Source organism: Paenibacillus sp. MER 180, assembly GCF_023713665.1.
GTDB lineage: Bacteria > Bacillota > Bacilli > Paenibacillales > Paenibacillaceae > Paenibacillus_B > Paenibacillus_B suaedae.
The window spans coordinates 170,801-185,146 of sequence record NZ_JAMAVT010000002.1 but is presented as its reverse complement, the minus strand read 5'-3'; the positions used below and the strand labels follow the sequence as shown (position 1 = coordinate 185,146).

The window sequence follows — 14,346 nt, the reverse complement described above, 5'->3', positions numbered from 1 at the left end:
TTCTATAGGTATCAAAAGGACAATAATCCCATTTCACTTTCATTTTCAAGATCCACTCCATAATCTTCACTGTAAGCGCCTTCTTTCAGCACGAGAACGCTCCCATCCAGACAGCTATCCAGCCCGCCACTGCGATCTAGTTGTTGGAGCTCATGCTTATAGAGATTAACCGTGAATTGCTGCGCTTTCCGCAGCAACAGTGTGAGATCATCAATGGTGGCAGCTCCGTTCAGGTCGGCAATAACGTCTTTGCCTTCACCATAAGGGACAATGACGGATGTCGTATGACTATCTATGACCTGAAAATGCTTCGCAGCCGTGCCATAGCTGTTCGCGATAAATAGCGGCGGTTTGGCATTATTCGCTTGACAGTAGGCTTGAAAATACGTATCTTCTCCGCCCCGTTCTCCGTACAACAACTCCGTCATGTTCTTTCTCAGCTTCGGAATAGGATAGTTCAAATTCAATTTGAATTCCGAATAGTACTCTTGGAAATACCACTCCATCGCCCGACGTGACAATATGTCACCACCATGAGCCGACGAATCACGCTTCATGTCGATGAGCATCTTCTTCGCCGCTTCTTTGCCAACCCTGATTTCCATCAGCTTGTCCAAATTCTCTTCCGCATGATCTATAATATAAACCTTCCGAATCCCATCCTCTCCATGCCGGTTGCAGCGTCCTGCCGCTTGCGCAATCGAGTCCAATCCGGCCAGAGAACGTATGACACAACCGAAGCTGACATCAACCCCCGCTTCAATTAGCTGTGTGCTAATGCAAATGACTTTTTCCTCTCGCTCCAGATGCTCCTTCACTTTCTGCAAAATATGGAACCTATGCGCTGCACACATCGAAGTGCTCAAATGATAGACGGGAATAGCCTCGCCTTGCTCTTCCATGGATCGTGTCATCAATTGCCGATACAAGTGTTTGACCACAGACTTCGTATTCAAAATAATAAGAACACTGCCAATATCTTCGATTGTAGCTTGCACAAAGTCGGCCAGCTTATCGGTATTAAACGTCTCCCCCGTCGCTTGATCTACAATCTCGACTCGCTTGAATGCTTCAATGACATGATCAATGTTGCCTATCATTTCGCCGTCTGGATTAATATCGAGCTTCTGCTCCACGAAGTCCAGTGCTGGCTGCGTTGCCGTACAGAGAACGATGCTGGATTGACCATAGTGCTTAAGGAAGTTTAGTGCCTGATTGAACAACGAAATGCAAGGTGTTGGAACCTTCTGCACCTCATCGAATATAATAACCGCTTCACACAAATTATGAAGTCTCCGAATATTACGGCTCCCGTTAGCAAAGAACACATTAAGGAATTGCACCATCGTCGTAAAAATAATAGGAACATCCCAGTTATCCTTGGCCAGCTTGGCTTTCTGCTGCTGTGTCATGGCGAAGCCGTCCAGTTCTTCATCATCATCGTGTTCATGTTCAACTACGTTAGAATGATGTTCCAATATATTCAACTCGTCCTCTAAAATACTGCGAACCGTGGCGGCATTCTGTTCAATAATTGTAGTATAAGGAACAACATAGATAATGTGTTGTTTATGAAAAGTCGTGGCATGCTTCAAAGCGTATCGCAAGCTTGCTAACGTTTTGCCGCCTCCGGTTGGTATCGACAAGGTATAGATTCCAGACGGTTTCGCAGCAAATTGCTCACATTGCGCTGACATCTCACTTCTGAGCCTATTAATAGACGTATTGGCATCATCATGCTCTGCAAACGAACATACCTTTTCCAGTAATTTCGCATAATAGTGTTCGAACAGGTTCGACACATTCACTGTTGGCTCTTCGCACACATTTGCTTCAAAACATCTGGTGTTCGTCCGGTCTGCATCAATCAATGCACTGAACACGAACTTCGTGAGGAACATGAGCTTCCGTTCAGAGCTGCCAGTCGTATTTTGCGCCATAAATTGCTCCAGTTCTGCCGCAGCCCGATCTACATATTGATGAAATTCCCGCTCGCTTATGACGTGCGTGAAGAAGGAGTGTTTGCTTACCTCATATTCTTCCAAATGCTTATCCCTAACGCGTCTTAAATAAGGAGACTCCAACTCCTGATTGAGATAGTCATGCAAATAAGAGTGGTGCGAAATGATGGCGTTGCCGACAACTTCAGCTAACAGGCCTTTATATTTCGTGATATTGGCCATATGAAAAAACTCGTATAAAAGCTTGCCTCCTGCTGTCGAATGGTCAACGCTGCCTCTCTTAACTGGCACATTAGAACCACTTACAGCCGCTATAATATACTCGCGAAATTCTTGTGAATATTTTCCCATATCGTGGAGCATACCTGCTAATCCGGTCACATGGGAGACACCCAGCTTCGTCCCGTAACCTTCCGCTAATGCCCTTACCTCTAACAAGTGCGCCTCGACTGTCTGTACCTGTTGGTCACTTTCACGAATATGAGCAATCGAATTCATATCAACGCCCCTCATTGTGTGTCATGAATTTCATGATATGAACAAAGACAACAAAAGCAATACTTTTGACCTATTTCTACAGAACCCCACAATTATCTACAATTTACCATATTGTTTGTACATAGTAAACGACAAATAGTGAACAAAAAAACCAGCTAATGTTTGTCAAGTATTGCGGCTTGAAGTCGTCTAATACTTACTGATATACTTTTATTTGTAACACAAATAACCTTCATTGGCGTGAAAGTTATGGATAAATATGGGATTAAGTTTGGTAGGGCTCGTTTTTATAAAGGATGGCGTAAATGTGATGGAGAAGCTTGTTGGCGCAGGCGATCACAACCACCTTATAAGGCTTGCCCTCTTTCCTTTTCTTCTCATAGTAATCACTTATCCTGTGGTTTGCACCTCTGCGAATTCCACACTGCACAGCTAGATACAGCGCTCGGCGAAGTCTCTTAGAGCCTCGTTTCGTGATCCGGTTGCTTGTCCCTGTAAACTTTCCTGAACTGTAGATCCCCGGATCTAGTCCTGCATACGCAACGAGTTGCTTTGCATCCTTGAATTGGCTTGCATCCCCGAGTTCCGCCACGATGGCAGCCGCCAGCTTGTCCCCAATTCCTGGGACGCTCTTGACCAATTCCACTTCGGGTAACTCTAAACTCAGTTCTTCTATCTGCTTTTCCAAATGACTTAACTGTTTGTCGAATTCCAATAACAGTGAGACCATGCTGGTCAACGCTACGCTCTGGGATTGACTTCTGGCTTGTGTACTCCAGCCCAGTATGACTTCCCTCAGCCGTTCCGTTTTCTCTGCAATCCATCCTTTGGAATGGGATTTACCTACACATTCACGGATGAGGGTTTCCACATCTTCAGTCTTGCTCTTCAAACATCGCTCTAGCACTTTCAATGATGTTGTCGCATACAAATTATGAAATAGCCCAATAAAGTCCGGAAACACCTGTTCAAGCAAAGCTCTGCTGTTTAACTTGGCCTGCACATACATCGCAGTTACGAACTCATGTTGCCTCGTCAAGTGTTGAAGCTCGGTATAGGTTTCTTCCCACTCACGGTGCGCTTTAACATCCCCTCGGTAATACATCTCAGCCAAATGCCATGCATCCGCTGCATCTGTTTTCACCTTGCGAAGCTGTATACTTTTCGATCGTTTCGCTTGTAGGGGATTGACAATGTAATGAGTCCATCCACTGCGTTTAAGATATCCTGTCAGACTTCGATGGTAATGTCCGGTTCCCTCTAGAACAACAACGGGATCGACGCCACTTGCCTGTTTGAGCGTTTCTAACAATTCCCCTAGCTGTTCAAAGCCTTTCTCCCCATGCTGAAGGTTCTCCATCTTCCCGTAGGGTTCATTGCGATCGATAAAGGCCTGTATGACGCTAATCCCTTTTGCCACGTCTATTCCTATTACTGGCTGCATAATAACCTCCTTGATTCGATTTGCCGGCATTCCCACATGGCTTCCAAACCCATAGCTTCGCTTGTGATGCGAGGTCAACAGCCTCTACCAGCTCAAACATGGTCATTGGACGGTAGTGAGAGAACAGTTTTTTTGACGGGATCTGTGTCCCTAAGACGCCCACGTTCTCCCGGCTACCACCATCATAAGATGCCTATAAAAATAGGCCAACCAGAAACCTCTGGCTGACCTAATAATACGAAAGGACATCTACCGAACCAGCATTAGTTCCATTGATGTCCTGTGCAGGTAATTTAGGTATTCGATTCATGTTCCCATATCGGATATGACTCGCCACTCCACCGCCTACTCAACCTACACGACATCCGCGTAGGATGCGACTTCACCCGATCGATGCGCGTTGACATCCTGGATGCATTTTAATCCACGCATCCGCATAGGATGCGACTGTGCGGTTCCCCCATGCACGAGGACCACCGAAATTTCAATCCACGCATCCGCAAAGGATGCGACAAGCGCCCGCGGGTGCCCAAGCAAAGGCGAACCAAGCGATTTCAATCCACGCATCCGTAAAGGATGCGACGGTCATGATTTCGGTAATACTAGGATTGTCGTAGCTGTATTTCAATCCACGCATCCGTAAAGGATGCGACCTCGCGAAGACCGGACTTCCCGCGCAGCCTATCGCGCGCAAGCGCCGTCACGAACTGGCTGAAAGCCCCGATATGCTGCAGCACCATCCGCTCCACGTCCGCCGCATGAAGCATCCCCATGTACATCTTGCGGCGCTCATACAACAGTTCGATCAGCGCAGTCAGCCCTTGCAGCGCCCATCTAGCATCGTAACGTGCAAAGCATTCAGCAGGATCCCAATACCAATCATCTGAGTAGGCCTCTATCTGATACGTACATGTCCCCTCCAGCACAGATGTACGCAGCACCGAATAATGAATGAATCCGATAGGAGCCTTCTCCCCGCGCCTCTGCATCTGTGCAATTTGCATGCACATGCCTCGGAACGATTCAATCCACTCTGCAACCAGCCGTTCCTGCTGGTCGTGGAACAAGCGCGCAACCACTGACACCTGCTCTTCCAGCGCAGGCTGCAGTACATGCTCGTACAGATGCTGACGCGCCTCTTCCTTATCCACACGTATTCGCTCCTTTAGCCCTTTAGTTCATTTTCACTTCTGCACCCTTCAACTCTACCTTATCTTCCATCGTGATCGTATTCCCGTTGCCTGTCAGCTCCACCTTATCCGCCTGGATGCGAAGATTGCGGGACGACAACTGTATATCTCCACCGCCAGCCGTAATATTCACATTCTGATCGCTCACAATATCAATGCCGCTGTCATCACTGATCGTAATCGACATCCCTCCTGAGGAGAAGACGATCTTGTCGGGAGCCAACATAATCTCCTTGCCGTACTTCGTGCGCAATGTCTTAATAGCAGGGTCGACCATGCGATCCGGTGCTTTCGCAAAACCACCAGCTTGCATGCTCGTCCCTCGCCCAGCACTGCCATTGCTGGTGACTACAGGTGCAGGTCTTGCTTCTGGCTTTTGTTTTACAACGGAGCTAATCGCGATGCCTTCCTCTTCTTTTTTGCTCGGAAAATAAATGCGTATCTGATCGTTCACCTCTGGCATCACATACCAGCCTGTATTGTTCTCTGACGCATAGATAGTTGAATAAGGGAACCAATACGCCGTACTCTCATCCTGCTGGTCGTCCATATCGAGCTTCGCTCGCACCTGATCCTTGCGCACCTGCAATACACGGCCTTGAATCGAAGCTCCAATAATCGCTTGATTGTACAGCCGTCTCTGCTTCAATCCAGCTCGTGGATACAGCGCATACGTATGCATCAGCAGACCGCTCTGCCATTCGGTTACCGCTTCGCCTACGACGAACGTTCGTGACTTAAAGACAACTTCATCGCCTACATCCAGCACCCGTTCAGACTGCACCTCATACACCACATAATCTTGCTCTCTTATGCCAGGAATACGGTGTTCGACAGCCTGCTTGTACGCTGCCGACCGCTTCTGCACCGTATAGTTGACAGCCTTCAGCTCCCCCTTGGACTGATTATCCGGCAAACCGAAAAATAGCTTCGGCGTATCGAACGCCGCAGCCGGCATCAAGCCCGTATAGAATCGCGAAGCCATTCGCTTTAGAAACTGCCAATCCGTCTCCTCATACTGCATCGCAAGCGTACCCAGTACCTCGTCCTTGGAAGCACAATGGATAAAGTCCAAGCCCGCATAATCAGACAATACCGAACGAACGAGCCCCGCGTACGACATGTACGGATTCTGGAACGAACGCTTCTTCTTCTCTATATCGAGCAGATAGCTATGGGATACGGCATGTGCCGTCAAGTAATAAATGCCGCGCACAGACTTGATGCTTACTTGAGTAACAACACCCCGGAACCAATATTTCGGCTCACCTGACTCATTGTTAAGTGATACTCGCATCTGACCGTGTCCATCTGTTAACTCTGCATAGCTGTCCTTCTTTTCCTCGGGAATGATGCCCGTTATCTTCAGGTGAACATGCTCATTGAACTGCTTGACAACCTTCAACGATTGCAAATTCGTAAACTCAAACGGCGCCACATAGATATCACCGAACGTCATCACCTTGTCTTGCATGCTGAATCCCTCCAACGCGCTACGAAGATTATCATAGCCCCCTGAATTACCTATATTTGGCATAATAGATCTAGTCGGTATTATCTGGTACTTATTTAATAGGGAAAAGATTAATTTCATAATTCTGCTACTAAAAATGATAAGTTTGAAGATAAGTTCATGAACCGTGATTAATACCAGGACGGCTCCACCTGATACCGTTCGACAGAGGGTACCCGCTAGCGTCAACTCGACATAGCTATCCTTCTTCTCCACGGAGAAGATGCCCGTACATTGCCGTCAGGAATGCACATTGATCCACCTCTGTAAGAACAACTCGCTTATAAGCAACGTCTACCAAATATCAGCCGTTTTACTTTGAATCGTTCATGACATCTGAATCGCTATTTGTAAAATATTGTTGAATTATAGGAGATTAACACGAAATGTTTTTTGAAGTAGGACATTCCCATTTGATAAACCACATGGTAAAATATAGGAAATAATAACTAAGGATGAGAGTAGGTGCTTATGGGATGGAACAGATATTGTCCATCGGCGAATTAATACAGAGCTACAGGCGCAATAGCGGTATGACTCAGGCACAATTATCGGAATCATCCGGGATCCAAAAAGGCACAATCTCCAAAATTGAGAACGAAGATGTCAAAAGACCGGAATATTCGACACTCCGCCCGCTTGTCGAAGCGTTAGACATACCATTGGATGCTGTTGTCGAACTGTATATTGCCATTGATAGAAGAGCAGATATTCTGCTGCTTGTGTTGCAGGATGTCATCCAGTATTCAGGCTCTGCCGAGCTTGCACGAAAAGTAGGAGCCAAATTTCTGGAATCGCACAGCGACGATAGTCACTCCTTAGTCGAACGCCTATATGGCTTCACAGCCAGCGTGGAACGTAAGGAAATTCGATTAGCCTTGTATCAATTAATCGTTGATTACTCCCGTGATCACGGCATGATGCCGTTTCTAGCAAGAGGCTTACTCCAGGTATACCTTATTGAACGTGATGACTTTTCCCGGATGCGAGATGTATACGACAGTGGTAAGCATATCGTGATGTACGCACATTTTTTAAGTTTGGAAGACCGCATCATGCTCTATTACAAGCTAGGAATTCATGCGTATAATTTATTTTTGTACCCACAGAGCATTGATCTTCTCCTTCCTATTATTGAGGAAGCAAGTTCAGACAATGAGTACTACATATATGCTCTCGGTATATTGCGGGGGGCATACTTTCGCATTGGGGAATATGATAAGTCCGAATATTACACTCACCTTTATTCACAGCATGATGCTCCTTACATCAAAGAAAATACCCAACTGATGAACGCAATGCTTGATGCCAAGAAGGGTATGATTGACAGAGCTGTAGACCAGTTTACATCTTTGTTAAAAACGTGTGATCAAAATATAGCCTTACAGGCTTTGAATCACTTAATGATTCTTTATTTAAAGGAACACAGACTAGATGAAATTGAAAATTTTCTTTCTTACCCAATTAACCTACAGCAGATCAGCGACAATAATCCCATCATGATTTCACAACTGGCTGAATATTATTACCATCGAGCGGAGTATTTCATCGCTGTAGATGAGTTCGACAAAGGTGTAATTGAGTTTCTCGAAGGCGCGTTTCACTTTTCAAGAGTGGACGATGTTCGTCGGGAAAAACAGTGCATTCACCTAATCATGCAAAGTCATTTAACGCAAAATATTTCGATGACCATACCAACCATGGAAAAACTGTCGGAGTACTACAAACGAACCGATTGGGAGGGATTACAGTGAAGCGTTTCGTGACAAAACTATATATCGGTCTTCTGAGCGCTGTCATTATCGGGGAAGCTGCAATTTCTATATTAGCACTCAGTGGAGACGGAATTCATCCTTGGTAACATATGAGAGTTGCTAAACTCGATAAAGACGTATCTGACTTCATCGAAGGTGCGTTTCATTTTTTTAAAAGCGGACGACGCTTCGTTAAGAATGACCGTGTATTCGCCAAATTATGCAAAATCATTTGGCTCAGGATATTACGATGACCATACCAACCATGAAAAAACTGTCGGAGTACTACAAACGAACCGATTGGCAGGGATTAAAGTGAGACGTTTCGCTCCAAAAGCATACATTGCTTTTCTGAGCGCTGTCATTATCGGGGAAGCTATGATGTCTTCATTGTTTGGTAATAATGGCGGAATACTCCATGGTAAGAGTACCAAGCTGGTACTCTTTTCATTTTTAAAAGTTTCCCATTAATTCCTTTTAATAGGATCCATTCGACTCATTGTATACTAATAGTAAAGAAAGGGCGCCCCATTTTAAGAACTAAAGTGAGGTGACAGACTATTGTATACGGTGATGATCTACTAAGTAAAATCAATGGACTCAAGCAAAAACTATCCTGCCTCGTAAACAAAAAGGGACGAAATCTTAGCGATCACGAAGTAGTCCAGATTAGTCAACAACTAGATATTTATATACTGGAGCTTCAAAAGGAACACATAAAAGGATCTAGATAGTGGCAGGGTTTAGATTCTATTTTTTCCAACCAATCCGCATTCTTCGCTAAAAAAAGTTAGCAGCAACTTACCGCAGACGGAAGCACAATATTTTAAAATTCGTCATTTCCGGCATCATTTCATTTGATGCCTTACATCATCGTAACTACTCCACGTAGAATAGTGTTCCATTGATTTGATTTTCAAGAGAAGAATCCTGGTTATAGAAATTGCACGACTTCCAATAACATGACCATAAAAAAATGGGCTCAGCCTACAAGTGGTCCTCTACTTGTAGGACAGCCCATTCTGTTTCTTCCTGCATCATATGTTCAATTGTTACGTATCTGAACTGGAAAGAGTGCCAACTAGAGATCCCTGCAAAAGTCCACTTTCTTCATAAAAAACTTAGTCATCAGAGAAAACGAGCCTCTAGAATCGCTTCTAAGGCTCGTTTCGTGTTTAAGGAGACATATTTGTCTCCCCTAAATCATCAGTTTTTCTAAACATACGACTTTTGCAGCAGTCTCCAACTAGGCACTCTTTTTATTGTTTATTCCAAACCACGCATCCGCGTAGGATGCGACTTATCGAACGCGTGATGTGTACCTGCGGCAGTTTCATTTCAATCCACGCATCTGCGTAGAATGCGACTATGACATTATCGAGTCTAGTTTGCAGATCGTAAGATTTCAATCCACGCATCCGCGTAGGATGCGACTATGACATTATCGAGTCTAGTTTGCAGATCGTAAGATTTCAATCCACGCATCCGCGTAGGATGCGACGCTGACGGTGTGCTGGCCATGTATGCGGATTGGAGATTTCAATCCACGCATCCGCGTAGGATGCGACTTACGGCAGCGCAGATAACGGACAGACGTTGGACATTTCAATCCACGCATCCGCGTAGGATGCGACCTCATCCCTAATAAGAGTGAGTCTATTTTTACTGAATTTCAATCCACGCATCCGCGTAGGATGCGACGCTTGATCACTGTCACCGAGACGCTTGGCGGCGTATTTCAATCCACGCATCCGCGTAGGATGCGACCTCATCCGTATAACACAACGGCAGATAGTAATAATTTCAATCCACGCATCCGCGTAGGATGCGACAATGACGAATACCAAATACCGGAGGTGGATCATGATTTCAATCCACGCATCCGCGTAGGATGCGACTAGGCAACTGCCAGAGTGTCAGGTACGCTAAGTATTTCAATCCACGCATCCGCGTAGGATGCGACGATATCGTACCCAAATTTACGGCTATTAACTATATTTCAATCCACGCATCCGCGTAGGATGCGACTTCACGAATCAGGGAAAGTATTTTATTTTGATGATTTCAATCCACGCATCCGCGTAGGATGCGACTCTCTTTCCGAAGGGCATCGTATCGTTTCCCTGAGCGATTTCAATCCACGCATCCGCGTAGGATGCGACCAGGAGTTGCCGCGTCACATATCGCAAGGTCTGCGTATTTCAATCCACGCATCCGCGTAGGATGCGACAAAGATGACGATATCGATGAAACGCTCGACTATATTTCAATCCACGCATCCGCGTAGGATGCGACTTAAACATCTATGAGTATGCTGCAATGTGAATTTATTTCAATCCACGCATCCGCGTAGGATGCGACAGCGAATTTTGATCAACAAAATCAAAACTCCACACCAAAATGATCGATAAATTCATAAAAAAACGATTTTTTCCAATCACAAAATGATAATCTCTTAACTACCAACACCTTGAATTACATATATTGTAATTATTCTGGTGCGAATCCTCCGGGAAATTCATGTGCACTATACATTCGCACCGCCGGTGAATGAACAGATTATGTTCATATCAACATCAGGAAATTAACAAAAAACATGTAGATTGCATTATTTTACCGTATTTCACTTATACGATAATGCATACTAAACACAAAAATCAACTTCAAATATGAACAAGAGATGATAGATTCGTTTTTTCCAATAATTTACTACACGGAACACTAAAATAGATCCTACTGAATGCATACGGGATCGCTTGAATCGTACCAAACAACACCAATGACCGGATTAATATCATAGACTGCGCGGGCAAACACCTCTGCCAATGTAGGTAGTCCCTTGTAACCATTTGAGTACAAATCGCCATGCGGCTTTGCATGCTGCATTTTTGCCCCACTGCCTTGACGAATCCGTGTAGTGCCCCGACCTGATAGACAACGATATCGTAGGTTCCTCAGCAGTGGCCCATGTTGCGCCTCCAAATCTGCAAGATCGGGTTTACTGTGATGCACGATTCACCGTCGTAAAGGGTGTCATTTTTCAGGCCAATAAACATAATTCGAGATTTGTCGCCGTCCTTATTCCTATGACTTCCCTTCTATGCGTCTTTACGCCCAAAATGAATCAGAGCTGCCTCTACGTTGAGCAATACGTAGAAGCAGCCCCTTCTCACGGCAACTACAGACGCGGGCCGGCAAGCTTGATAGATTCCACTACATCACTGAATTTTTCGAAATTGCGAGCAAAGATCTCCGCCAGTTGCTTCGCCTTACGATCATAAGCCGATTTATCCGCCCACATGTTCCTCGGATCAAGCAGTTCATGGGGAATGAATGGTACTGCATCAGGGATAAGCATGCCGAATACAGGATGAGAAGTGAAGGCTGCCTTCTCGATACTTCCATTCATAATCGCCTTGACCATCGCTCTTGTGTACGACAGATTCATCCGCTCACCAATCCCATAAGGACCGCCGCTCCATCCTGTATTGACCAAATAAACCTTCACACCGTATTTCGTGATTTTGTCGCCGAGCATTTCTGCGTATACATCCGGTCTCAAGGGGAGGAATGGAGCTCCAAAGCATGCCGAGAATGTCGCTTCTGGTTCGACTACGCCGCGTTCCGTACCTACCATTTTGGATGTATAACCGGACAGGAAGTGATACATCGCCTGCTCCTTCGTCAGCTTGGATACTGGAGGCAGCACGCCAAAGGCATCAGCGGTCAAAAAGATAATGACATTCGGATGGCCTGCGGTACCGGGAATGATCGAGTTATGAATATAATCAACCGGATAAGCGGCCCGCGTGTTCTCCGTCAATGTATTACTATGGTAGTCTGCCTCGCCGGTTACGGTATTAATCCACACGTTTTCCAGGACAGAGCCGAACCGGATCGCATTCCAGATTTGCGGCTCTTTCTCCTGCGACAGCCCGATGCATTTGGCATAGCATCCGCCCTCGAAATTAAACACGCCCGCATCGGACCAGCCATGCTCATCATCGCCGACTAAGCCGCGATCCGGATCAGCCGACAAAGTCGTCTTCCCTGTTCCCGATAATCCAAAAAACAATGCCGTGTCTCCATCCTCCCCGACATTCGCCGAGCAGTGCATCGGCATGACGCCACGGAAGGGAAGTAAATAGTTTAACACGCTGAAAATCGACTTCTTTATCTCGCCCGCGTAATGGGTACCCCCGATGAGTACAGTCTTTCTCTCGAAGGAAATGGCAATGAACGTCTCGGAATTCGTCCCGTCGACAGCCGGATCCGCCTTCATGCCAGGCATTGCAATCACGGTAAATTCAGGTTCATGGGTTAACAACTCATTCGTTGTTGGACGTATAAACAATTGCTGGACGAATAAATTTTGCCACGCGTATTCATTAATAAAGCGGACAGGCAAACGATAAGCCAAGTCTGCCCCTGCATAACCGTCGAATACAAAGAGCTTGCGGTTCTTCATATAGTTGATCGTTTTGTTATACAACGAGTCGAATTGCTCAGAGGTGATTGCCTGATTCACCTCGCCCCAAGCGACATGGTCTGCTGTGTCCGACTCTCTGACGATGAACTTATCCTTCGGGGAACGTCCCGTATATTTGCCCGTTGTGACTTGCAAAGCGCCAGTCGAAGTCAGATGACCTTCTCCGTTGCAGAGAGCGGACTCCACCAGCTTGGCAACCGCCAGGTTCCTCTGAGCTTCGTCTACATACAGACCAGCCAATTGAGTGCTTTCCTTATTTTTCGCGATCACGGTTATCCTCCCTATTCCACTGTTACCGAGTTTTTGTTTCATCTCGTCTCCAACAAATAAAAAAATGTATATTTTATCCTTTTTCATTTAATGTATACTATAAATAAATAATACGCAATATATAAAAGCGAATTGGGTGAATCCAATTATTTATTACGTCATTTTGAAAATGTTTTCACAATAGAATATAAAAAAGGTGCCCACGCTTTCCTAAGAGATGGACTCCCTCTGTAAGGGATGAAGCATAACACCTTTCTACCCGTTTTAGGATTTTTTCTGCTTGCTACCTGTGATGGCCGCGCTTCGCATAGCCCCAGCAATTGATGTAAGCGAATCACATCATGGAGATTAGGCACATAAAAACGTACCATTTCGAATATCCCTGGCAAGAAGTTCAAATACCATGCTTACATTACCTATACTTCCGGTTGTTACTCCCCTCCCCTGTATTTCAATCCACACATCCACGTAGGATGCGACTCGTTGTTTAACTGAGCAACGGAATTCAAGGCTTCGTTATTTCAATCCACGCATCCGCGTAGGATGCGACTAATGCTTCTTCAATGTGTTCTTCGCTTTGTGCAAATTTCAATCCACGCATCCGCGTAGGATGCGACTTTAGTCCGAATGTCGTATAATGAATTCAAAGGACATTTCAATCCACGCATCCGCGTAGGATGCGACAATTTCCTTAAACAAGTCACATATATTGAATTCCATATTTCAATCCACGCATCCGCGTAGGATGCGACAATGCGAGTGGGTGAGTTGTGTGCCTTAAAATGGAATTTCAATCCACGCATCCGCGTAGGATGCGACCGTGCTCACTTGCTGCCAGTTTCACGTAATCCTTATTTCAATCCACGCATCCGCGTAGGATGCGACAGCGAATTTCGATCAACAAAATCAAATTTACATATAAAAATGATCGAAAGTTCCATAAAAACGACGTTTCCATTCACATAATGATAAACCCTTACCTACTAACATTCAACAATGTACATATTTTGACATTTATTTGGTGCGAATCCCCCGGGAAATTCATGTGCACTATACATTCGCACCAGAAAATGAACCGATTATTTTGTATCAATAGTAGAACATAAGCATGCATCTTCAGATACAATCCGTTGTTCATCGATTACTTACAAGATAATATAGATTCGATATAAAAATCAATTCACAACGAGCCGAAGATAACGTTAACTCTCTAAGTCCTATAATAGG

Annotated in this window: 8 protein-coding genes and 2 CRISPR repeat arrays; of the genes, 2 read left to right on the top strand and 6 right to left on the bottom strand. The window is 45.3% G+C overall.

The window, feature by feature from the left end; translation table 11 throughout:
* Positions 1-11: 11 nt before the first annotated feature.
* From cas3 to M3661_RS03445, 4 genes are all read right to left on the bottom strand, one after another.
* The gene (gene cas3, locus M3661_RS03460; protein ID WP_251482391.1) at positions 12-2,459 is read right to left on the bottom strand and encodes a CRISPR-associated helicase Cas3'; all 2,448 of its coding nucleotides are present in this window, start codon (positions 2,457-2,459) and stop codon (positions 12-14) included.
* Positions 2,460-2,724: 265 nt separating this feature from the next.
* Positions 2,725-3,903, bottom strand: coding sequence for an IS110 family RNA-guided transposase (locus tag M3661_RS03455; protein WP_251482387.1), 1,179 nt, complete (start codon positions 3,901-3,903; stop codon positions 2,725-2,727).
* A gap of 602 nt (positions 3,904-4,505) precedes the next feature.
* Positions 4,506-5,054, bottom strand: coding sequence for a hypothetical protein (locus tag M3661_RS03450; RefSeq protein WP_251482383.1), 549 nt, complete (start codon positions 5,052-5,054; stop codon positions 4,506-4,508).
* Between the two features lie 22 nt (positions 5,055-5,076).
* Entirely contained in the window at positions 5,077-6,567 is a 1,491-nt protein-coding gene (locus tag M3661_RS03445) for a phage baseplate assembly protein V (RefSeq protein ID WP_251482381.1), read from the bottom strand.
* A gap of 515 nt (positions 6,568-7,082) precedes the next feature.
* Between M3661_RS03445 and M3661_RS03440 the strand changes: the two genes are divergently transcribed.
* Both M3661_RS03440 and M3661_RS03435 read left to right on the top strand, forming a co-directional pair.
* On the top strand, positions 7,083-8,360 hold the full coding sequence (locus tag M3661_RS03440; protein WP_251482378.1) for a helix-turn-helix domain-containing protein: 1,278 nt from the start codon (positions 7,083-7,085) through the stop codon (positions 8,358-8,360).
* A gap of 560 nt (positions 8,361-8,920) precedes the next feature.
* Entirely contained in the window at positions 8,921-9,094 is a 174-nt protein-coding gene (locus M3661_RS03435; RefSeq protein ID WP_083189656.1) for an aspartyl-phosphate phosphatase Spo0E family protein, read from the top strand.
* A 534-nt stretch (positions 9,095-9,628) separates the two neighbouring features.
* A CRISPR array of direct repeats spans positions 9,629-10,721; the repeat unit is 32 nt; unit sequence ATTTCAATCCACGCATCCGCGTAGGATGCGAC.
* 372 nt (positions 10,722-11,093) lie between these two features.
* On the opposite strand, the gene M3661_RS03430 is transcribed toward M3661_RS03435, so the two are convergent.
* Positions 11,094-11,246 carry a hypothetical protein gene (locus tag M3661_RS03430; RefSeq protein ID WP_251482376.1) on the bottom strand — a complete coding sequence of 51 codons (153 nt, stop codon included), beginning with the start codon at positions 11,244-11,246 and terminating at the stop codon, positions 11,094-11,096.
* Between the two features lie 292 nt (positions 11,247-11,538).
* On the bottom strand, positions 11,539-13,161 hold the full coding sequence (gene pckA, locus M3661_RS03425) for a phosphoenolpyruvate carboxykinase (ATP) (protein WP_285852759.1): 1,623 nt from the start codon (positions 13,159-13,161) through the stop codon (positions 11,539-11,541).
* A 406-nt stretch (positions 13,162-13,567) separates the two neighbouring features.
* Positions 13,568-14,004: a CRISPR direct-repeat array (repeat unit 32 nt; unit sequence ATTTCAATCCACGCATCCGCGTAGGATGCGAC).
* Positions 14,005-14,346: the final 342 nt, after the last annotated feature.